This window comes from Amycolatopsis sp. NPDC051102 (assembly GCF_040682815.1).
Taxonomy (GTDB): Bacteria; Actinomycetota; Actinomycetes; order Mycobacteriales; family Pseudonocardiaceae; genus Amycolatopsis.
In genome coordinates this window covers 50,747-70,773 of record NZ_JBFBBT010000005.1, presented here as the reverse complement: position 1 = coordinate 70,773, position 20,027 = coordinate 50,747, and the positions used below count along the sequence as shown (strand labels likewise).

The following is a 20,027-nucleotide window of genomic DNA, read 5'->3' as shown; positions in this document are numbered from 1 at the left end:
GCTTTGTGTCCAGGTGCCCCGAACGGTAACTCCGGACACGTGCCGGAGGGTTGTCCGAACGGCTAAAATCGCTCGTATGATCTTGGCCGATCGGATAACCCCGCCGTGACGTCGCTGCGCCACGTCCTGGCGACCCTCGGCGAGCCGCTCGTCGAGGTCGTCGTGGCCCCGCACGGTCTCGGCGTCGACGTCACCGACGTCGTCATCCTCGACCCGGAGGACCCCCTGGAGGCGTCCCCCGGCGACCTGGTGCTGGTGATCGGCGCGCGCGGCCGGGCGGCGGCGCCGGCGATCCGGGCGGCCGGGCGCGGCGGCGCGGCCGCGGTGGCGGTCAAGGGCGCGACCGGCGCGGATGTCGCCGCCGACGCGGGCGTCGCGCTGCTCACCGTCGGCGCCGAAGCGCGCTGGGAGCAGGTGGAAGCGCTGGCACGCGGGGTCGTCGAAGTGGCGCGCGCGGGCGGCGAGGCGGCCAGCGGCGAGGTGCTCGGCGACCTGTTCGCCCTGGCCCAGACCATCGCGACGCTCACCGGCGGCCTGGTCAGCATCGAGGACACGGCCAACCGCGTGCTCGCGTACTCGCGGGCGGGCGACGAGGTCGACGAGCTGCGGCGGCTGTCGATCCTCGGCCGCGAAGGCCCGGAACGCTACCTCGCGATGCTGCGCGAATGGGGCGTCTACCAGCGGCTTCGCGCCGGTGAAGGGATCGTGCGGATCGACGAGCGGCCTGAGCTCGGCATCCGCCGCCGGATCGCCGCGGGCATCCACGCGGGCAAGCAGCCGCTCGGCACGATCTGGGTCCAGGAGGGCGCCCAGCCGCTCACCGAACGCGCCGAGACGGCGCTGCTCGGCGCGAGCCGCACCCTGGCGCCCCAGCTGATCCGCGCCCGCACGCTGCCGAGCCCTGAGCTGCGGTTGCGCGAAGACCTCCTGGCCAGCCTGCTGGAAGGGCGGCTGGACGCGGAGTCCGTCGCCGACGACATCGGCGCCGACCCGGCTCGCCCGGCGCAGGTGCTGGCGTTTTCGCTGGAGCGCTCGGACAACCGGCAGCTCCGGCGGGCCGAGCTGGTCCACCTGATCGCCGTCCACACCGCGGCCTACCGGCGCAGCGCGCTGGTGAGCGTGATCGGCGGCCGCGTCTACGCCCTGCTGCCGGACCTGCCCGAGCACTCCGACGCGGCGGTCCTGGCGCTGGCGCGCGAAATCGCCGCCACCGCCCGCCGTCACCTGGACGTCCCGGTCCGGGCGGCCCTCGGCGGCGTCGTCCCCCGGCTGTCGGACGCGGCCGCGTCCCGGGGCGACGCCGACCGGGTCCTGGCGGCGATGACGCGCGGGCGCTGGGCGGCCGACGTCGCTTCGCTGGCCGACGTCCGCGCCGAGGTGCTGTTGTCGGAGGTGCTGGCCTACCTGGGCTCGCAGCCGCGCATCCGCGACCCGCGGCTGACGGCGCTGGTGGAGCACGACACCGAGCACGGCGGGATCCTGGTGCCCGCCGTCCTGGCGTGGCTGAACGCGTTCGGCGACGTCCGGACGGCGGCCCGGGTGCTGAACATCCACCCGAACACGGTCCGGTACCGCGTCCGGCGCGCGGCGGAAGTGTCCGGAGTGGACTTCGACGACCCCGCGCAGCGCCTGCTCACCCAGCTGCAGCTGCGGCTGTGACCCTGTTAGCTTCGCGCTCGTGGATCTCTTCTCGCGCACGTGGGCGGCGTTGCGCGCCGCGGTCGCTTCGCTCCCCGACTCGGCCTTCGCCCAGCCGTCGGGTTGCCGGGGGTGGCTGGTCCGGGACCTGGTGTGCCACCTGGTGATCGACGCCCAGGACGTGCTGATCACGCTGGTGACCCCGGCTGCCTCGGCGGTGACGCACGACGCGGTGACGTACTGGGCGGTGTCGGACTCACCTCCGTCGGGCGACGACCCGCTGGACGCCCTGATCGTCCGGCTGGCGGCGGCGTACGAGGACCCGGCGCTGCTGAAGTTCCACCTCGACGACGTCGGGGCGGCGGCGGGCCGCGCGGCCGACCTGGCCGACCCGGGAATGCGGGTGTCGACGCAGGAGATGGTGCTGACGGCGGGCGACTACCTCTCGGCGTACGTGCTGGAGTGGACGCTGCACCACCTGGACCTGGTGGCCCACCTGCCGTCGGTCGCGGGGCCGCCCGCCGAGGGCCTGGCGCGGACGCGGGTGCTGCTGGAGCGGATCGCGGGGACGGCGTTCCCGGCGTCGTTCTCCGACACCGACGTCCTGCTGGTGGCGACCGGCCGGCGCGCACCCTCCGAAGCGGAGACCGCGGAGCTGGGCGGCTTGGCCGCGCGGCTGCCGTTCGTGCTCGGGTGAGGCAGGGCGCCCTGCCTCACCCGAGCTCACCTCACGCCTTCACCAGGCTGAACCGGCGCTGTTCCACGTCGATCCGCTCGATGCGGACCCGCAGCCGCGTGCCGGCTTCCGGCGCCGCGTCGGTCACCAGCAGGCCATGGATGCCGTCCGCGACTTCGACGAACGCGCCGAACGGCAGCACCCGGGCCACGACACCGTCGAGGACGCCGCCCTCGGCGTGGGCCGCGACGAACTCCTGCCATGGGCTCATGCGATTTCACCTCCTTCCCGCGCACGTCCCGATCAGGGGGTTGCGTGCGGGGAGGTGGCGGCCCCCGGGGCCGCCCGGAGGTCACGGCACAGCCGGGTACCCCGTCTGCTCACGGCTCGAGGCCGACCCGGCAGTCACCGGGAAACGGTACCGCCGTCGCCCGGAAATGTGCGACCGGTAATTCTCCGACGCGATATCCGGCCATCGGGAAATCGGCTCACACGAGCGCGTTCAAGCCGGCCAGTTCGGCAAGCGCGGCGAAAGAATCGAAACGGGCGGATTGGTCGTAGGCGGCCGTCGTCGCCAGGACTTCGTCGGCTCCCGCGGCCGCGACGAGCGTCCCCAGCCGGTCTTCCACCTCGGCCGGCGTGCCCGAGATCTGGCCGTCGAGGGTCTCGTCGAGCCGCCGTCGCTCGCGGTCGGTCATCGAGCGGGCGAGGATCTCGCCGGGCGGGTCCAGGGGCGGGAAGACGCCGTGCGAGCGCGAGTAGACCGTCGCCCAGGCTTCGGAGACGAGCAGGCGCCGCGCGTCCGCGGCCGAGTCCGCCACCGCGATCGCCATCGACACCACGACGTACGGCTCCCGCGCCCACTCGCTCGGCCGGAAGCCGTCCCGGTAGCGCGTCACGGCTTCGGCCAGCGCGCGTTCCCCGCGCACGGGCGCGATCACCAGCGGCAGCCCGAGTTCGGCGGCGAGGTCCGCGCCGGAGCCGGTGGCCAGCAGGAACGGCGGCACGCGCAGCCCCTCGGCCGGGTAGGCGTGGACGCCGGGGTGCTCGCCCGCGAAGAACCCGAGCAGCTCACGGACCTGTGCCCCGAAGCCGTCGGCCGCGTCCTTGCCGTGCCCCAGCGCTTCGCGGACGCCGGCGGTGAAGCCGACCGACCGGCCGAGCCCCATGTCGATCCGGCCGGGATGAAGCGCTTCCAGGACACCGAATTGCTCGGCCACGACCAGCGGCCGGTGGTTCGGCAGCATGACGCCCCCGGTCCCGACGCGGATCCGGCCGGTCGCCCCGGCGACGGCGGCGGCCAGCACGGTGGGCGCGGACCCGGCGACACCGGGCACGCCGTGGTGTTCGGACACCCAGAACCGGTGGTAACCCAGCCGTTCGATGCCGGCGGCGAAGGCAACGGTGTCCCGCAGCGCACGGGCGGACCCGCCGTCGCGCCGCACCGGCGAGCGGTCGAGCACGGAGAACCTCACGCCGGGTGCAACGCCCCGCGTGGGCCGGGATTCCCGTCAGGGACGCCAGCGCTCGCTGTACTCCGGGTGGTCGGCGTAGGGCAGGGCCAGCAGGCGCAGCGTGAGGCACCAGTTGGAGCCGGCCTCGTCGGCGGGCACGTGGCAGGTCTCACACCAGTATTCGCTGCCGTAGAGCGGAAAGCCGGGAACCTTCTCCGAGACCGTGGTGCGGTGGGCGAGCAGGATCCGCCGGGTCGCCTCGATCTCGTTGATCATCTGGTTGACGACGTCGAGCTCGAGGTCGGTGAGCCCGCGGATCTTCTGCTCCACGGCGACCTTCGTCTCACCGCGGTTCATCGTCTCGCCGGCCTTCGCCTTGTTGACGGCCTGCATGATCAACGCCTGCCGCGCGCCGACGCGGGCAGCGAGGAATGCGATCAGGTCGTCCACGCAGAGCCTCCCTCCTCGAACCCGCCCCCCGATGGCCCCGGGGAGTCGCCGATTCGGAACGGCACGTTACGCCGTCGAAGACCAAGATCGTGACACGGAGATCGGCCGTGCAACATTTGTGACCCGAAAGGCGACAGCGGGCGCCTGCGCGATCACTCGCCGCATCGCCGACTGGAGCATTCGGCGCAGCGTGGACAAGCATTTCCGCCGGCGCTGTGGTTCTTGTTACAGAGGCACCATCAGTCGTTGCGGGCCTTGCTCGGCCCGCAACTGCCGTACCTCCCGCCGGCTCCGGCTCCCGTGCCTCGGCGGCGGCGGTGGCCGTGGGTGGTCGACGGGCTCGCCGTGGTGGCCGCTCTGGCGGCCGGTGTCGTGCCGGCGCTCGCCTTCGACGGCAAAGCCCTGCCTGGACAAGGCGCAGCACGCCCCGTGCGCCGGACCGGGCGGCACGTGGGTCTCCGGGACCGCGGCCGGCTGCCGCAAGCCGTGACCTTTCAGTCGTTGCGGGCCTTGCTCGGCTGGACCCGTTTCGGCTCGCCCGGCATCTTCGGGTAGTCCGCTGGGTACGGCAGCTCGCCCAGCCCGTGCTCCCGCGCGTCCCGCTCGTACCACTCCAGCGCCGTCTCCAGGCCGAACGGGGAAGCGTCCATCGGGGCGTGCAGGTCGCCGTGCTTCTCCAGGAACTCCGGGATCGTCAGGACGTCGAAGTCGTCCGCGTCCACTTCGCCCAGCAGGTCCCATGTCAGCGGGGTCGACACCGTCGCCCGCGGGGTGCCGCGGACCGACCAGCTCGAGGCCACCGTGCGGTCGCGGGCCGCCTGGTTGTAGTCCAGGAACACCCGGCCGCCGCGCTCCTCCTTCCACCACGCGACCGTCGCCTTGTCCGGGATGCGGCGGGTCACCTCGCGGCCCAGTGCGATCACCGCGTGCCGGACCGCCACGAAGTCCCACTCCGGGCGGATGCGGACCAGCACGTGCACCCCGCGGCCGCCGGAGGTCTTCGGGTAGCCCGTCAGCCCCGCGTCCGCCAGGACGTCGCGGACCACCATCGCCACCTCGACCGCGTCGGCGAAGCCCGCGCGGTCCGGCGGGTCGACGTCGATGCGCAGCTCGTCCGGGTGGTCGGTGTCGGCGCGGCGGACCGGCCACGGGTGGAAGTCGAACGTGCCCAGGTTGGCCGCCCACGCGAACACCGCGGGCTCGGTCGGGCACACCTCCGCCGCCTTGCGGCCGGACGGGAACGTGATCTCGGCGGTCGAGACCCACTCGGGCGCGCCCTTGGGCACGCGCTTGGCGTAGAACCACTCGCCCTCGACGCCGTCGACGTAGCGCTTCAGCGTCGTCGGGCGCTCGCCGATCGCGCGCAGCAGCGGGCCGCCGACGGTGATGTAGTGCTCGACGACCTGGCGCTTCGTGATGCCGCGCTGGGGGAAGTAGACCTTGTCCGGGCTCGTGACGCGGACCGTGCGGCCGCCCACCTCGTACTCGACCGGGTCACCGTGCTTGGGCATGCGGCCACGCTAGCGGTGATCGCCCCGCCCGGCCCCCGCGAAAATGCCCACCGGAGGGCCCTACCGGCCGGCCGGTAGGCTGGCGCGGGTGTCCGGCCGCACCAAGCTGATCTGCGCGCTCGCCGTGCTCGCCGCCTTCGCGGCGGCCGCGGTGCTGCTGCCGATCCCCGGTCCGGCCGAACTGCGGTCCTGGGCCGCCGCCACCGGCCCCGCGACGCCGCTCGTGCTGCTCGTCGCGTACTCGCTGCTCACCGTCGCCCCCGTTCCGCGCACGGTGTTCAACCTCGCCGCCGGCCTGCTCGTCGGCACCACCGCCGGGATCGCGATCGGCCTGGTCGCCACCACGATCGCGGCGGCGCTGTCCTTCGGGCTGGCCCGGCTGCTCGGCCGCGACCTGGTCACCCGGCACCTGCACCGGTCGGCCGTGCGGACGGTCAACGACCGGCTCAGCGACGGCGGCACCCTGGCCATCACGTCCCTGCGGCTGATCCCCGTCGTGCCCTTCGCGCCGTTCAGCTACCTCTGCGGGGTGTCCTCGGTGCGGCTCGCCCCGTACCTGGCCGGTACGCTGCTCGGCAGCGTGCCCGGTACGGTCGCGGTAGTCGTCCTCGGCGACGCGCTGACCGGCGACACGCCGCCCGCGTTGCTCGCCTGTTACGGCGTGTTCGCCCTGGCCGGGGCGATCGGGCTGGTCAAGGTGTTCAAGAAGCGGGCACCGGGCGAAGCGGGCCGCCGGACCGGCTGGCTGACGCGAACTCCTGCGCGGCCGACCGCTACACTCGATCGGGTGCGCGAAGCGGAAACGCGCTGAGCAGGGCCACCACCACCGGGAATTTCGTCAGGAGCAGTCGCCATCGACACCGGTCAGCTGATCGCCGGGCACTACCGCCTCGTCGAGCACATTGGTAGCGGTGCCATGGGCGTGGTGTGGCGCGCGACGGACGTGCGCCTCGAGCGCACCGTCGCGATCAAGCAGATCCTCCCCCAGCCGGGCGTTTCCGAGACCGAACGCGACAACATGCGCCAGCGCGCGATGCGCGAGGCCAAGAACGCGGCCCGGTTCCAGCACCCGAACGCGATCGTGGTGTTCGACATCGCCGAGCACAACGGCGACCCGTGCCTGGTGATGGAGTACCTGAACGGGCCCAGCCTCTCCACGATCCTCGCCGAGGAGGGCACGCTGCCGCTCGGCCGGATCGCCCGGATCGGCGAGCAGGTCGCGTCCGCGCTGGTGGCCGCCCACCGCGCCGGGATCGTGCACCGCGACGTCAAGCCGGGCAACATCCTCATCGACGAGACCGGCACCGCGAAGATCACCGACTTCGGCATCTCCCGCGCGGCCGGCGACATGACGCTGACGGCCACCGGCCTGATCGGCGGCACCCCCGCCTACCTGGCGCCCGAGCTCGCGCGCGGCGCGGACCCGGTGCCCAGCTCCGACGTCTTCGCCCTCGGCGCGACCCTCTACCAGGCGATCGAGGGCACCACGCCGTACGGCAACACCACGAACCAGCTCGCCCTGCTCTACGCGGCGGCGAACGGCCAGATCAACCCGCCGGTGCAGGCCGGGGCGGCCACCGCGCTGCTGATGAGCCTGCTGCGCAGCGAGCCGGGCGAGCGGCCGAGCATGGCCGAGGCCCGCGAGCGGCTGGCGGCGCTGGCCCGGACCGAACCCGGCGGCATGACGGCGTCGCCGCCGCTGCTGTCCGGCGGCGCGGGCCGCAAGCCGGCCGCGCCCGCCGACGGCGGCGAGCGCCCGCCGTGGCAGCGGACCGAGAACCAGGCGCCGTCCTCGCCGCCGGTCGGCACGCCCGCCCCCGCGGCGAAGGCCGCGAACAAGGCACCGTCGAACCCGCCGCGCCCGACCGCGGCGTTCATGCCGATGCGGTCGCCGGCCGCCCCGCCGAACACGCCGCCCAGACCGATGCCCGCGGCCGCGCCGACGGCCAGGGCGCCCCAGTACTCGTCGAACACCCCGAAGCCGGACAACAAGCGCAAGTACGCGCTGTTCGCCGGGGCCGGCGCCGCGGTCGTCGTGGTCGCGGTGATCGTGTTCCTGGTGCTGAACTCCGGCAGCGGCAACACCGGTGGCTCGCAGACCGCCCAGTCGCCGGCCCACCAGCCCACCACCGGTCAGGACACGCCCAAGACCACCGGGTCGAGCAGCAGCTCGAACGTCTCCGCCAAGCTGGGGCAGACCCCGACCGACTCGCCGGTCACCAACTTCACCGCGGCCGGCCAGCTGGTCATCGACTACTTCAGCGACCCGGCGGCCCACTGGGACATGCTCACCCCGGCCGCCCAGCAGGTGTACGGCAGCCAGGACAAGTACCAGGCGTACTGGGACGAGAACAAGAAGAACATCAACGGGCCGACCCGGGCGCACGCCGACTCCGGCGGCAACGAGGCCGACGGCTCCCTCATCATGAACGTCAACGTCGGCAACGGGCGTCCCGGGTTCCGGCTGGTCAACGTCGGTGGCCGGATCCTGATCGACGCCAACACGCAGCTCGGCGGCTCGAGCCCCAACAACTGAGAGTTAACGCGCGTTCAGTGGGCTGACGGGCCCGGATGGCCTACCGTGGTGGCATGGCCGACGACGGAGCTTCGCTGCCGGGCCAGAATCCTCGCTTCCACGAGGACCTGGTCGGCCTGGACCCGTACGACCCGGAGGCGCTCGCGTTCGCCGAGCACCTCGACCGCATCGAGCGGTGCGGCCCGAACTTCACCATCGAAGCCGCTCTCGACGGGGTGGCCGACTTCGCCGACTCCAGCAACCGCCTGGGCGGGCTGCGCTACTGGGTGTCGGCGCTGATCGTGGTCCTCATCGTGCTCGGCGTGATCGTGGCCGCATGGGACATCGTCGTGCACGCCCTCGCCTGGCTCGCGGCGTAACGTGGATCGGGTGAAAGGTATGAAACCCGTTGTCGGCGCCACCCCGCGCGTCGTGAAGTCCGAGCAGGAGTGGCGGGCGCAGCTCAGCCCCGACGAATACGCCGTGCTCCGCCAGGCGGGGACCGAACGGCCGTTCACCGGTGAGTACACCGACACCAAGACCACCGGCGTCTACGAGTGCCGCGCGTGCGGTGCCGAGCTGTTCCGCAGCGACACCAAGTTCGAGAGCCACTGCGGCTGGCCGTCGTTCTTCGACCCGGCCGACTCCGACGCCGTGCTGCTGCGCGAAGACCGCACCATGGGCATGAAGCGGATCGAGGTGCTCTGCGGCTCCTGCCACAGCCACCTCGGGCACGTCTTCGAGGGCGAGGGCTACCCGACCCCGACCGACCAGCGCTACTGCATCAACTCCATCTCGCTGAAACTGGTACCCGAGTCCTAAATCCTCCTTAAGCGAGCAACCGCCGCCCTTCCTCGGACGTAATCTCCGCACACGGACGAGGGAGGGCGGACTCATGACCGACACCTGGGGCATTCCCGGACCGGTTTTCGCGGGCCTCTACGGAGGCCTGCTGCTCCTGCCGGCGCTGGCCGTGCTGGTCAGCCGCGCGCTGCTGGCGCGGGGCCGCGCCGGCGGCTCGCCCGCGCGCGCCGAAGAGCTCGCGCTGCTGACCGGGGGACGGGCCCGCGCGGCGGAATTCGTCGTCGCGCGCCTGCTCGACCAGCAGGCCGTCCGGCTCGACGGCACGGGCAGGCTCTCGCGCGTCAAGGGCTCGGCGGCCGACGACCTGGGCCGCGCGGCCCTGCTGAAGATCGGCAAGCACGGAGCTTCGCTCGAGCGGGTCCGGGCGACGGTCGCCGACCACCCGGCGCTGCGGGAGCTGGAAGCCGAGCTGATCGGCCGGGGCCTGCTCGCCGACGCGCGGAAGGTGCGCTCGGCCTGGGTGCTCGCCGCGGTGGCGTACTGGCTGCTCGTGGGCTTCGGCGTGGTCCGGCTGATCGCCGGGGCGAGCACCGGGCACCCGGTGGGGTACTTGCTCGGCCTGCTCGCGGCCGGGGCGGCCGCGGCGATCGTCGTGACGGTCAAGGCCCGGAACACCCCGCCGGTCAAGGCCACCGCGGCCGGGCGGGCGGCCGCCGAGGAGGCGCGCCGCGCCGGCACCCTCGTCGCGGGGGCGGCCGGGGCGGTCGCGGCGGGCGGCTTCGAGGAGCACCCCGAGAAGGACGTCCGGCTGGCCGTCACCCGCGCCAAGCAGCAGTCGGCAGCGCGGACCCAGCGTCGGGCCCGGTTCGCCGGCGCCGGAGGCGGGACCGCCGTCGGCTACTGGGGCGGCAGCTCGTGCGGTGGCGGCGGCAGTTCCTGCGGGGGCGGCAGCTCCTGCGGCGGTGGCGGCGGCGGGGGTTGCGGCGGTTGAAACGCCGACGCGAGCGCGTGCGTCTCACAGCTACGGTAACCGCGACACACTGAGGGGAGACGGGCGATGGACGACCCGTGGGGCATTTCCGGACCGGATTTCGTGGTCCTCTACATCGCGTTGCTCGGCGCGGTCCTGCTGGTCAGGGTCGTCGTGTCCGGGATCGTGGCCGCCCGCGCGATGCGGGCGGACCAGGCGCACCCCGGCCCGCCGCCGACGGTGTACCAGCTCGCCTTCCTCGCCGGCGGCCCCGACCGGGCGACCGACGCGGCGATCGCGGCGCTGGTCGAACGCGGGCAGCTGCGCGTCAACAGCTACAAGCAGATCAGCAAGACCGGCTCGCGGCCGGTGGAACCGCTGGAGCGGGCCGTCTTCGACGTCGCCAAGCTGAAGACGACCGCGATGATCCGGGCGAAGGCCCGCGCTTCCGCGGCGATGCGGGCCCTGGAGGAGGGCCTCGACCAGCGCGGCCTGCTGGTGTCGGCCACGGCGAAGCGCCAGGCGAGGACGTTCGGGCTGCTGCTGCAGCTGGCCGTGCTGGCCTTCGGCGTGGTGCGGCTGGTGAACGGCATCTCGCTGGGCCGCCCGGTCGGCATCCTGGTGTTCCTGGTCCTGGTCGCCGCGGTGCTGGCGATCGTGGCCGCGGTCCGCCGGTCGAAGACGGGCGCGCGGCAGCCGTCGGCCGCGGGCCACCGGCTGCTCGGCCAGGCCCGCGCCGCGGCGAGCGGCCCGGTGCCGGCCGGCATGCTGGCCGGCGGCGTGCTCCTCGGCGGGGCGGCGGCCGCGGTCGCGCTGGGCGGCTGGGCGATGTACCCGGACGAGGAGCTGAGCGCGGCTCTCACCCCGCCGATGGGGTCGTTCGGCGGCGGGGGCTCGTCCGGGTCGTCGGGGTCGTCCTGCAGCAGCGGGTCGTCCTGCTCGAGCTCGTCGTGCAGCAGCGGTTCGTCGTGCGGCGGGGGCGGCTGCGGCGGAGGGGGCTGCGGTGGGTGAGCTGGGCATCGGGATCGGCTGGCGGCACGAGCTCGACCTGTCCATCGCGCGGCTGCCGGGCGTGGACTGGGTCGAGGTCGTCGCCGAGAACCTGCACGCCGACCACCTGCCGGAGACGCTGGTGGCGCTGCGCAAGCGCGGCCTGCCGGTGCTGCCGCACGCGGTCTCGCTGTCCCTCGGCGGCGCCGAGCCCCTGGACACCGGCCGCGTCCAGCACCTGGCGGAGATCGCGCGGGCGCTGGACGCGCCGCTGGTCAGCGACCACGTCTGCTTCGTGCGCGCGGGCGGCCTGGACTCGGGTCACCTGATGCCGCTGCCCCGCACGCGCGAAGCGCTGGACGTGCTGGTGGCGAACGTGCGGCTGGCCCAGTCCATCGTCGACGTGCCGTTCGCACTGGAGAACATCGCCGCGGTGCTCGACTGGCCGGACGCGGAACTGACCGAGGAGCAGTTCCTCACCGAGCTGACCGACCGGACGGGCTGCCGGCTGATCATCGACGTGGCGAACCTGTACGCCAACGCCCGCAACATCGGCACGGACCCGGAGGCGTTCCTCGACGGCATCCCTTGGGAGCGGCTGGCGTACGTGCACATGGCGGGCGGCGTCGAGCGCGACGGCGTCTACCACGACACGCACGCGCACCCGGTGCTGCCGGAGGTGCTGTCGCTGCTGACGGAGCTCCGCCGCCGCACGGATCCGCCAGGGGTGCTGCTGGAACGCGACGACGACTACCCGAGCGACGCGGAGCTGGCGGCTGAGCTGTCGGCGTTGCGCGCGGCGGTGACGACGTGAGCCGCGCGGACCTGGCCCGGCGCCAGGCGGAGCTGCTGCAGGCACTGCTGGCGAACGGCCCGGCCCCGGACGGTTTCGACGCTTCGCGGCTGCGGGTGGAGGCGGCTGTGCTGCGGCGGAAGCACGGGCGGGTGCTGGCGTATCAGCGGCCCGAGCTGGCGGAGGCACTGGGCGAGCGCTACGGGCCGCTGTTCGCAGAGTTCAGCGCGGGCCGCCCGAAGAAGGCGACGGAGAGGTCGGGGGCGTACGCGGACGAGTTCGCGACGTGGCTGATCGAGGGCGGGCACCTCCCGAAGCCGAAGCGGCGGCTGGCCGACCGCCTGCGGCGCCGCTGAGGCGACTTCGCCGATCGCCATCTCATCCGGTAGCGACCGCACGCGGCCGGGCGATTGGCTCGGCATGGAGCATGCGAAACGAGCACGAGGGGCGCTGGCGCAGCTCTGGCGCCGACGCGCCGGGACGTGGTGGTGGGCGATCGCCGTGATCGTGGTCCCGGTCGCGGTGATCGCCGCGTCGGCCGTCACGGTCCTGCTGACGTCCGTCAGCGCGGGAAGCTCGCAGGACCGGATCGAGCTGATCAAGACCGGGCTCACCGTCGGGGCCGGCACCGGCGGCGTCGTCGCCCTGGTGCTCACGGGACGGCGGCAATGGGCCACCGAACACGACTCCGCCGAACGACGCCTGACCGCACTGTATCTGCAGGCCGTCGAGCAATTGGGGTCCGGCAAGTCCGCCATCCGGCACGGCGGGCTCTACGCACTCGAACGAGTCGCTCAGGACAACCCCGCCCAGCGCCAGACGGTCGTCAACGTGCTCTGCGCCTACCTGCGCAACCCTTATGCCCTCCCGGTGGCGCCGGGTCCACGGCGGCTGGGAGCACCTCGCCGGCCGAAAGCCGGCGAGCTTCCGCTCCGCGCGCGGGTGCCGGTACCGGTTCCCTCGCCCAGCGGCGTGGCCGCCGCCGAAGCATGGCAGGAGCGCGAAGTGCGGTTGACCGCCCAGCACATCCTCGCGCAGCACCTCAGGCCCGGCGAAGACGCCGACCGTCCTCTCGACACGTTCTGGCCCGGCATCGACCTCGACCTCGCCCGGGCCACGCTCATCGACTTCGACCTGAGCGGAGCCCGCGTCAGGACGGCCCGCTTCGGCGGGGCCACGTTCGACGGACGCACGGACTTTTCGGGCACGAAATTCGACGGGGAAGCCTGGTTCAGCAGAACCCGGTTCGCCGGCGAAGCCCGCTTCGCCAACGCGGAATTCGGCGGGGCCGTCGTTTTCGAAGAGATGATCTTCGACGGGTACGCCGACTTCGCCGGGGCCAGGTTCGGCCAGTTCAGCGTGTTCGGCGGAGTGGTCTTCGCCGGCCAAGCCCGGTTCGACGACGTGACGTTCGGCCGGGATTTCCTCTTCGGTGAAGCGGAGTTCGCCCACGGCGTTCCCCCCTCGCTCGCCCGTCGTGGCCGGACCGGCTCGCGGGAAGGGGATCGCTAGGCCACGGCGTCAGGGCGTCCAGGTCGGTTTGTCGACTCCCGGCTCCCGCGTCCCGAACTCCCAATACGGCTCCGCGCCCGGCAGCCCGCCGGCCATCCGGACCCGCGTCAGCCGCCCGTACCCGCTGTCCGCTTCCTCCATCAGGTCGCTGTAGTCCACCGACGAGCCGGCCGGGTCCTTGCGGCCGAGGGAATCCAGCCACCGGCCCGTCCCGGCCAGCGACAGCCGCGCCCGCCACGTTCCGCCGTCGGTGACCTGCCGCCGCAACGCCGTCATCACCGCCGCCGCCGTCAGCCAGCCCGTGGCGTGGTCCAGGGCCTGGACCGGCAAGGGTGACGGGCCGTCCGGCGAGAACGCCATGCCGTTCGACATCTGGACCAGGCTGTCGAAGCCGCGCCGCCGCGCCCACGGGCCTTCCCAGCCGTACGCGCTCAGGTCCGCGATCACCAGCCCGGGGCGCAGCTCGGCCAGCTCCGCCGGCCCGAACCCGATGCGCTCAAGCGCTCCCGGGCGGAACGACTGCACCAGCACGTCCGCCCGGCTGATCAGCTTCTTCAGCCGCGCACGGCCGCCCTCGGTGTCCAGCGCCACGAACGCCGAGCGCTTGCCCTGGTTCGTGTCCCGCACCAGCGCCTCGACCCGCGGCAGGTGCGCCGCGCCGACGTGCAGCACGTCGGCGCCGTGCGCCGCCAGTACCCGGCCCGCCACCGGGCCGGCCAGCACGTGCGTCAGCTCCAGCACCCGGATGCCGCCCAGCGGCCGGTCCGAATAGAACAACGTCCGCTTCGGCGCGTCGGCGATCGGCTCCAGCGAAACCAGCGGCAGCGAGGCCACCGCTTCCCCCTGCGGGTGCGCCGCCCAGTCCTCGGGTGCGCGCAGCTCGGCGGCCGCTCCCCCGGCGCTGACCACGGCGTGCTCGACCTCGCGGGCGCTCCGGCCGGCGACCGCCTTTTCCACCGCGCCGCGGGTTCCGGGCACGCCGAGGCCCCAGCACACCGCCGCTTCGTGGCGCGGGTAGTTGCAGTGCAGGCGCACCCAGCCGTCGGCCGTGCGGTAGTTGCCCGACAGCGGCGCCCAGACCGACTCCGCGCCGACGCCGTCCACCCGCAGCAGCTGCTCGCTGTGGAAGGCCGCCGCCGCGTGGCGCGTGTCCGCCGTGACGACGCCGGGGTCGATTCCGCGCAGCCGCAGCATTTCCCCGGCCGCCAGGGTGGCCGCCACGATCGACGCCGTCGCGGCCGCCGGCACCCGGTACCGCCCGGGCAGCACGTCCTCGGTCCCGGTCAGCTCGAAGGCCCCCGGCGTGGACCCGGTGAGGGCGTGCCAGACGCCCTCGACGATGTCACGCACTACGGGAGAGCCGCGACGAGCTCGGCGGGCGGCACGCGGGTGCCGGTGTAGAACGGGATTTCCTCCCGGACGTGCAGCCGCGCCTCGGTGCCGCGCAGGTGCCGCATGAGGTCGACGATCCGGTGCAGCTCGTCGGCTTCGAAGGCGAGGATCCACTCGTAGTCGCCGAGGGCGAAGGACGCGACGGTGTTGGCGCGCACGTCCGGGTAGTCGCGGGCTTCCTTGCCGTGGTCGGCGAGCATCTTGCGGCGGTCGGCGTCCGGCAGCAGGTACCACTCGTAGGACCGGACGAACGGGTACACGCAGACGTACTTGCGCGCCTCTTCGCCGGCCAGGAACGCCGGGATGTGGCTCTTGTTGAACTCGGCGGGCCGGTGCAGCGCGGTCTGGCTCCAGACCGGCGTCGACGCGCGGCCCAGCGGCGTCCGCCGGAACCCGGCGTAGGCGGCCTGGACCTGCTCGATCTCCTCGGCGTGCCACCAGATCATGAAGTCGGCGTCGGCGCGCAGCGCGGACAGGTCGTACACACCGCGGACCACGACGCCCTTGGCCTCGAGACCGTCCAGGTACTCCGTGGTCTCGCGGCCGGCCGCTCCGCGGTCCTCGCCCAGCCTGCCCGGCTCGATCCGGAAGACCGACCAGGTGGTGTAGCGGATGGTGTCGTTGAGCTCGTTGTAGTTGACCCGCGCCATGGGTCCATCCTGTCACCGCGGCGCCGCGTGCGCCGCCACGGGTCAGGTGAGAGCACTCACGCGGCGAGGTGCGCCGCGATCCGCTGCGCCGCCGCTTCCGCCGTCGCCACGCACGCCGGCAACCCGACGCCGTGCAGGGTCGCCCCGGCGATCGCCAGCCCGGGCACGGCCGCCACGGCCTTCTCGATCCGCTCGACCCGGTCCAGGTGGCCGGCGCCGTACTGCGGCAGGCCGCCGCCCCACCGCGTCACCAGCGTCTCCACCGGCGCCGCCGTCACGCCGGTCAGGCGGGCCAGGTCGTCGCGGACCACCCGGACCAGCTCGACGTCGTCGCCGCGCAGCGCGCCCGGCTCGCCGAACCGGCCGACCGAGCCGCGGACCAGGACCGGGCCGGCACCGTAGTGCGCCCACTTCCGGGACGAGAACGTGAACGCCTTCGACGCGTACGGCACGCCCGAAGCGTCCCGCTCGCCCTGGCCGATCAGGATCCCCGACGCCTCGGGCAGCACGGTGCCGGGCGGCAGGGCCAGCGCGACCACGGCCATCGACGCCAGCTCGACCTCGCCGAAGGCCGCCGAAGCCGCCGGCACGACGTCGGCGAGCAGGCGGCGGGCCGACGGCGCGGGCACCGCGAGCACCACCGCGTCCGCCTCGGCGGTGTTGGCCGCCGGCGCGTGCGCGGTCGGCGCGGCGCCGATCCGCAGCCGCCAGCCGGCACCGTGCCGCTCGATCTCGCACACCGGCAGGCCGGTCCGCAGCTCGGCGCCGGACGCCGCGGTGAGCCGGTCGATCACCGTGCCCAGGCCGCCCGGGACCGTGCCGAACACCGGCGCCGTCGAGGGGTTCGCGGGGAGCTGGGCGGCGGCCGCCGCGGTGAGCGAGCCCGCGCCCGCCGCCAGCGCCGCGGCCAGACCCGGCATGGTCGCGCGCAGGCCGAGGCCGTCGGCACCGCCCGCGTAGACGCCGCCGAGCAGCGGGTCGACCAGGCGGTCCACCAGTTCGTCGCCGAAGCGCTCGCGCAGCAGCGGCCCCAGCGGCACGTCCCCGCCCGGCAGCCGCAGCTCCGGCAGCGACGGCTCGGCTTCGACGGCCTTGCGCCCCGCTTCGGAAAGCACCCCGGCCACCGATTCCGCCGACGCCGGCACGCCCATCACCGTGCCGGGCGGCAGCCCGGTGACCGCGCCGCCGGCGTGGATCTTCGCGCGGGCCTTGGTGGGGTGGACGACGTCGAGCCCGAGCTCGCGGACCAGCGCGAGCATCTCGGGGCGGCGGACGAGGAACGCCTCGGCGCCCACGTCGTAGGGCACGCCCGCGAGCTCGGCCGTGCGCAGCTTCCCGCCCGGTGTCGTCGTCTTTTCGAACACCGTGATCTCGGCGTCGGGACCGAGCAGCCGCCGCAGCCGGTACGCCGCGGTCAGCCCGGAAACGCCGCCCCCGACGACCGCGACGCGCTTCACAGCTCGTGCACCAGTCCGGCCACGCGGGTCAGCACGTCCGGGTCGACGCCCGGCAGCACGCCGTGGCCGAGGTTGAAGATGTGGCCGTCGGCCGCCTTGCCCTCTTCGACGATGCGGCGGACGTGCGCCTCCAGCACCGGCCAGGAGGCGTGCAGCAGCGCCGGGTCGAGGTTGCCCTGCACGACGGCGTGGCCACCCAGCCGGCGGACGGCCTCGTCGAGCGGGATCCGCCAGTCGACGCCGACGACGTCCGCGCCCGCGTCGCGCATCGCGGCCAGCAGTTCGCCGGTGCCGACGCCGAAGTGGATCCGCGGCACGCCGTACTCCGCCACGCCCGCGAGGACCTTCGCCGAGTGCGGCAGGACGAACTCGCGGTAGTCCCGCTCCGACAGCGCCCCGGCCCAGGAGTCGAACAGCTGGATCGCGTCGACGCCGGCGTCGAGCTGCGCGCGCAGGAACGTCAGCGCGACGTCGGCCAGCCGCCCGGCCAGCTCGTGCCAGACCTCGGGCGAGGTGTGCATCAAGGCCTTGGTGTGCTCGTGGTTGCGGCTCGGGCCGCCCTCGATGAGGTAGCTGGCCAGCGTGAACGGCGCGCCGGCGAAGCCGATCAGCGGCGTCTCGCCGAGCCGCTCGACCAGCAGCCGGACGCCGTCGGCGACCGGCGAGACCTGCTCGGGCTCGAGGACGGGCAGCGCGCGCACCGCAGCGAGGTCGCGCACCGGCGTGGCGACCACCGGGCCGGTGCCGGGCACGATGTCGAGGTCGACCCCGGCGGCCTTGAGCGGCACCACGATGTCGCTGTACAGGATGGCCGCGTCGACGCCGTGCCGGCGGACCGGCTGCAGCGTGATCTCGGCGAGCATCTCCGGGTCGAAGCAGGCGTCGAGCATGGGCACGCCCTCGCGCAGCGCGCGGTACTCGGGCAGCGAACGCCCCGCCTGGCGCATGAACCAGACGGGCGTGCGCGCCGGGCGTTCGCCGCGCGCGGCGGCCAGGAACGGGGCTTCGGGCAGCTCGCGGCGGCCGGACGGGACGGCCTGGCGCGGCAGGGGCGTGGTCTGAGACATCGCCGTCAATCGTGCCACGAGCCCGGGCGGCGCCGTTCCTCGGCGCGCCTGCGCCCGCAACAGGGCGTGCCCGCCCTAAAGTCGGTGCGTGACCGCGATGACGCCAGTGCCCGAACTCTTCCGCGAAGCAGTCGCGGCGCTGCAGTCCGTCCGGCCCCGCCGCGAGGTGCTGCTCGAGCCGATGCGCCCGCCGCAGCGGCTCGCGCCGTGGTCGTACGCGGTCAGCTGCGAAGTGGCCGGGCCGGCCGACGTGCTGGCCTCCGGACGGCTCGTCCTCCTGCACGACCCCGAGGGCCAGGACGGCTGGGACGGCGTGCTGCGTCTCGTCATGTACGTGCGCGCGGAGCTGGACCGCGAACTGGCGACCGACCCCTTCCTGCCGGCGGTCGGCTGGTCGTGGCTGACCGACGCCCTGGAGGTGTCCGGGGCGAGCTGGAAGGCACTGGGCGGCACGGTGACCGAGACGTCGTCGGCCCGCTTCGGCGACATCTCCGGCCCCGCCCGCACCGACGACCTGGAGCTGCGGGCGTCCTGGACGCCCGCGGACGACTCGCTGGCGCCGCACGGGCAGGCCTTCTGCCAGGTGATGGCCAGCGTCGTGGGCCTCCCGCCGGTCGGGGTGACCCTGTTCGGGCAGCGCCAGGGCTCCTGACCCGGCCGTCCGGGCGATCTTCCGCAACGAAACGGCAACGGCGGACCTCGGCGGGCACCGCCGGACGCGGCCCTTGTACGGATGTGAGCAAAATTCACGTCCGCTGAACGTCGTTCACCCCTTCACGAGGCCCCAGGACGTCCACTGAACGTCCGTACCACCCGGGGTGAGCGATCGGGCCCGGCGGCGCCCGCTGCCACCCTGAGGGCGTTTCACGTCTCCCCGTTCGTGATTCCCCGCGGTCACGCACCGCAACAAGATCGATTCGGCGTCCCGAGGCCCGCCACGACCCGGCGGCGGACACGGACAGTCATCGGGCCGAGCACCAGCCAGGGGTGCGAGCGCCTCGGCGGGCCGTGGATCAAGCCCCGGCCGGAGCCACATTCCGCGACCCGGGGGAGCCCATCCGGACCCCCGTCACTAGGCGCACCGGAAGCTGCACGCCCCATCTGCACGGCCATTTGGCCGCCGGTAACTCCATAGCATCGTGTTCGCTGGGCTATCCGTTAGCAACCGGCCGTGTACTAGCCCGATCGTGTTACTTCGAACCCACTGAGTGACTGTTCGTTTGAGATAGATACCCATTCGATCCCCCCGCGAAGGGCTCAAGGCGGCTACAGTGCCTTCGACGACACCACTTTCGGTCTAAAGCTGGCGCGGCTGAACGGCCGAAGGTCCCGGTGCCGGTCGGGGGGCACGACCGACTCCAGGGAGGTAGTGACGTGGCTACCGTCGGCTTATCTCAGGCCGTCCGATCCACGCCAGCCGGTGCATTGCCGGCGAGCATGGTTCCGCACCCGCGGGAAGAGCTGTTTTCCGTGTTGGTGGTCGATGACCACCCGCTGTTGAGGGAGGCAATCGCAGCAAGACTCGCACAGATGGGTGCGGGTACCGTCCACGAAGCCGCCACGGTGGCCGAGGCGAGGGCGCGAGCACAGGCCACTGGGCCTTGTGACCTGGCGATCCTCGATCTCGGACTGCCGGACGGCAGCGGCATCGAGCTGGTCACGGAACTCCGTAGCCACGGCTGGCCGCGCGTGGTGGTTCTCGCATCCTCGGACGACCCGTACGCGGTCCGCTCGGCCTTCCAGGCCGGGGCCCAGGCGTACCTGCTGAAGTCCGCGTCACCGGTCGTCGTGACCGATGGCGTGCGGCGTGTGCTCGAGGGCGGCGTCTACGCCGACCCGAGCGTGGCTCCGGTGCTCGCCACCGGGACCCGCGTCGCGGGCACCGACAACACCCCGCGCGAGCTGTCCGCTCGCGAGGTGGAGGTGCTCCAGCTGGTCGCCGACGGACAGTCCAACAAGGAGATCGGCGAGGAGCTTTCGCTCTCCGCTCTCACCGTCAAGTCCCACCTGTCCCGGATCGGGCGCAAGCTCGGCACGGGCGACCGGGCCCAGATGGTGGCGCTGGCCATGCGGGCCGGCGTGATCCGCTGACGCAAGCAAACAGCCCTGCGGGGCGGGCAGACCAGGCGCGGTATGCCCGTCCCGTAG

21 protein-coding genes are annotated in these 20,027 nt (G+C 73.5%); 13 read left to right on the top strand and 8 right to left on the bottom strand.

Translation table 11 applies throughout. From position 1 onward, the window contains the following. The first annotated feature begins 105 nt into the window (after positions 1–105). Positions 106–1,659 (top strand): helix-turn-helix domain-containing protein, encoded by a 1,554-nt coding sequence (locus AB0M93_RS17510; RefSeq protein ID WP_364274549.1) that lies wholly within the window; start codon positions 106–108, stop codon positions 1,657–1,659. A 19-nt stretch (positions 1,660–1,678) separates the two neighbouring features. Then, complete coding sequence (locus AB0M93_RS17505) at positions 1,679–2,335, top strand: maleylpyruvate isomerase N-terminal domain-containing protein (protein ID WP_364274546.1); 657 nt, start codon at positions 1,679–1,681, stop codon at positions 2,333–2,335. Between the two features lie 31 nt (positions 2,336–2,366). Here AB0M93_RS17505 and AB0M93_RS17500 read toward each other — a convergent pair whose 3' ends face one another. The 4 genes from AB0M93_RS17500 to AB0M93_RS17485 form a co-directional block, all read right to left on the bottom strand. Continuing rightward, entirely contained in the window at positions 2,367–2,585 is a 219-nt protein-coding gene (locus AB0M93_RS17500) for a hypothetical protein (protein WP_364274543.1), read from the bottom strand. Positions 2,586–2,802: 217 nt separating this feature from the next. Then, complete coding sequence (locus AB0M93_RS17495) at positions 2,803–3,789, bottom strand: LLM class flavin-dependent oxidoreductase (RefSeq protein ID WP_364274540.1); 987 nt, start codon at positions 3,787–3,789, stop codon at positions 2,803–2,805. Positions 3,790–3,825: 36 nt separating this feature from the next. Then, positions 3,826–4,218, bottom strand: coding sequence for a DUF6221 family protein (locus AB0M93_RS17490; protein ID WP_103350506.1), 393 nt, complete (start codon positions 4,216–4,218; stop codon positions 3,826–3,828). A gap of 494 nt (positions 4,219–4,712) precedes the next feature. Beyond that, complete coding sequence (locus AB0M93_RS17485; protein ID WP_364274537.1) at positions 4,713–5,729, bottom strand: DNA polymerase domain-containing protein; 1,017 nt, start codon at positions 5,727–5,729, stop codon at positions 4,713–4,715. Between the two features lie 88 nt (positions 5,730–5,817). Between AB0M93_RS17485 and AB0M93_RS17480 the strand changes: the two genes are divergently transcribed. The 9 genes from AB0M93_RS17480 (at position 5,818) to AB0M93_RS17440 (ending at position 13,313) form a co-directional block, all read left to right on the top strand. Beyond that, positions 5,818–6,540 carry a TVP38/TMEM64 family protein gene (locus AB0M93_RS17480; RefSeq protein ID WP_364274534.1) on the top strand — a complete coding sequence of 241 codons (723 nt, stop codon included), beginning with the start codon at positions 5,818–5,820 and terminating at the stop codon, positions 6,538–6,540. A gap of 57 nt (positions 6,541–6,597) precedes the next feature. Then, positions 6,598–8,265, top strand: a complete 1,668-nt coding sequence (locus AB0M93_RS17475; RefSeq protein WP_364275152.1) for a serine/threonine-protein kinase — start codon at positions 6,598–6,600, stop codon at positions 8,263–8,265. Positions 8,266–8,318: 53 nt separating this feature from the next. Then, a complete protein-coding gene (locus tag AB0M93_RS17470) occupies positions 8,319–8,624 on the top strand; it encodes a hypothetical protein (RefSeq protein WP_364274531.1) in 306 nt (101 codons plus the stop codon). Between the two features lie 19 nt (positions 8,625–8,643). Continuing rightward, a complete protein-coding gene (msrB, locus tag AB0M93_RS17465; RefSeq protein ID WP_086849491.1) occupies positions 8,644–9,066 on the top strand; it encodes a peptide-methionine (R)-S-oxide reductase MsrB in 423 nt (140 codons plus the stop codon). A 73-nt stretch (positions 9,067–9,139) separates the two neighbouring features. Then, entirely contained in the window at positions 9,140–10,039 is a 900-nt protein-coding gene (locus tag AB0M93_RS17460) for a TIGR04222 domain-containing membrane protein (RefSeq protein WP_364274528.1), read from the top strand. A gap of 66 nt (positions 10,040–10,105) precedes the next feature. Continuing rightward, complete coding sequence (locus AB0M93_RS17455; RefSeq protein ID WP_364274525.1) at positions 10,106–11,029, top strand: TIGR04222 domain-containing membrane protein; 924 nt, start codon at positions 10,106–10,108, stop codon at positions 11,027–11,029. Next, on the top strand, positions 11,022–11,822 hold the full coding sequence (locus tag AB0M93_RS17450; protein WP_364274522.1) for a DUF692 domain-containing protein: 801 nt from the start codon (positions 11,022–11,024) through the stop codon (positions 11,820–11,822). The genes AB0M93_RS17455 and AB0M93_RS17450 overlap by 8 nt, the downstream gene beginning before the upstream one ends. After that, positions 11,819–12,157, top strand: coding sequence for a hypothetical protein (locus AB0M93_RS17445; RefSeq protein ID WP_364274519.1), 339 nt, complete (start codon positions 11,819–11,821; stop codon positions 12,155–12,157). The genes AB0M93_RS17450 and AB0M93_RS17445 overlap by 4 nt, the downstream gene beginning before the upstream one ends. 64 nt (positions 12,158–12,221) lie before the next feature. After that, positions 12,222–13,313, top strand: coding sequence for a pentapeptide repeat-containing protein (locus AB0M93_RS17440; RefSeq protein WP_364274516.1), 1,092 nt, complete (start codon positions 12,222–12,224; stop codon positions 13,311–13,313). A 9-nt stretch (positions 13,314–13,322) separates the two neighbouring features. Here AB0M93_RS17440 and AB0M93_RS17435 read toward each other — a convergent pair whose 3' ends face one another. The 4 genes from AB0M93_RS17435 to hemE are packed head-to-tail and all read right to left on the bottom strand — an operon-like array spanning position 13,323 to position 17,879. Continuing rightward, positions 13,323–14,663 carry a CoA transferase gene (locus AB0M93_RS17435; RefSeq protein WP_364274513.1) on the bottom strand — a complete coding sequence of 447 codons (1,341 nt, stop codon included), beginning with the start codon at positions 14,661–14,663 and terminating at the stop codon, positions 13,323–13,325. Next, the gene (gene hemQ, locus AB0M93_RS17430; RefSeq protein WP_364274510.1) at positions 14,663–15,355 is read right to left on the bottom strand and encodes a hydrogen peroxide-dependent heme synthase; all 693 of its coding nucleotides are present in this window, start codon (positions 15,353–15,355) and stop codon (positions 14,663–14,665) included. Before hemQ ends, AB0M93_RS17435 begins: the two co-directional genes overlap by 1 nt. Positions 15,356–15,411: 56 nt before the next feature. Continuing rightward, positions 15,412–16,812: a protoporphyrinogen oxidase gene (hemG, locus tag AB0M93_RS17425; RefSeq protein ID WP_364274507.1), complete on the bottom strand. Its 1,401-nt coding sequence runs from the start codon at positions 16,810–16,812 to the stop codon at positions 15,412–15,414. Further along, entirely contained in the window at positions 16,809–17,879 is a 1,071-nt protein-coding gene (gene hemE, locus AB0M93_RS17420; protein ID WP_364274504.1) for a uroporphyrinogen decarboxylase, read from the bottom strand. Before hemE ends, hemG begins: the two co-directional genes overlap by 4 nt. 88 nt (positions 17,880–17,967) lie before the next feature. Between hemE and AB0M93_RS17415 the strand changes: the two genes are divergently transcribed. Together AB0M93_RS17415 and AB0M93_RS17410 are read left to right on the top strand one after the other, a co-directional pair. Further along, positions 17,968–18,531 (top strand): DUF3000 domain-containing protein, encoded by a 564-nt coding sequence (locus AB0M93_RS17415; protein ID WP_364274501.1) that lies wholly within the window; start codon positions 17,968–17,970, stop codon positions 18,529–18,531. Between the two features lie 722 nt (positions 18,532–19,253). After that, positions 19,254–19,970 carry a response regulator transcription factor gene (locus AB0M93_RS17410; protein ID WP_033291604.1) on the top strand — a complete coding sequence of 239 codons (717 nt, stop codon included), beginning with the start codon at positions 19,254–19,256 and terminating at the stop codon, positions 19,968–19,970. Positions 19,971–20,027 lie beyond the last annotated feature (57 nt).

What these genes read in the sequence shown, in the direction of transcription:
- AB0M93_RS17500 (WP_364274543.1), bottom strand. Translation starts at nt 2,585, where the DNA reads ATGAGCCCATGGCAGGAGTTCGTCGCGGCCCACGCCGAGGGCGGCGTC.
- AB0M93_RS17485 (WP_364274537.1), bottom strand. Translation starts at nt 5,729, where the DNA reads ATGCCCAAGCACGGTGACCCGGTCGAGTACGAGGTGGGCGGCCGCACG.
- AB0M93_RS17470 (WP_364274531.1), top strand. Translation starts at nt 8,319, where the DNA reads ATGGCCGACGACGGAGCTTCGCTGCCGGGCCAGAATCCTCGCTTCCAC.
- msrB (WP_086849491.1), top strand. Translation starts at nt 8,644, where the DNA reads ATGAAACCCGTTGTCGGCGCCACCCCGCGCGTCGTGAAGTCCGAGCAG.
- AB0M93_RS17460 (WP_364274528.1), top strand. Translation starts at nt 9,140, where the DNA reads ATGACCGACACCTGGGGCATTCCCGGACCGGTTTTCGCGGGCCTCTAC.
- AB0M93_RS17455 (WP_364274525.1), top strand. Translation starts at nt 10,106, where the DNA reads ATGGACGACCCGTGGGGCATTTCCGGACCGGATTTCGTGGTCCTCTAC.
- AB0M93_RS17440 (WP_364274516.1), top strand. Translation starts at nt 12,222, where the DNA reads ATGGAGCATGCGAAACGAGCACGAGGGGCGCTGGCGCAGCTCTGGCGC.
- hemQ (WP_364274510.1), bottom strand. Translation starts at nt 15,355, where the DNA reads ATGGCGCGGGTCAACTACAACGAGCTCAACGACACCATCCGCTACACC.
- hemE (WP_364274504.1), bottom strand. Translation starts at nt 17,879, where the DNA reads ATGTCTCAGACCACGCCCCTGCCGCGCCAGGCCGTCCCGTCCGGCCGC.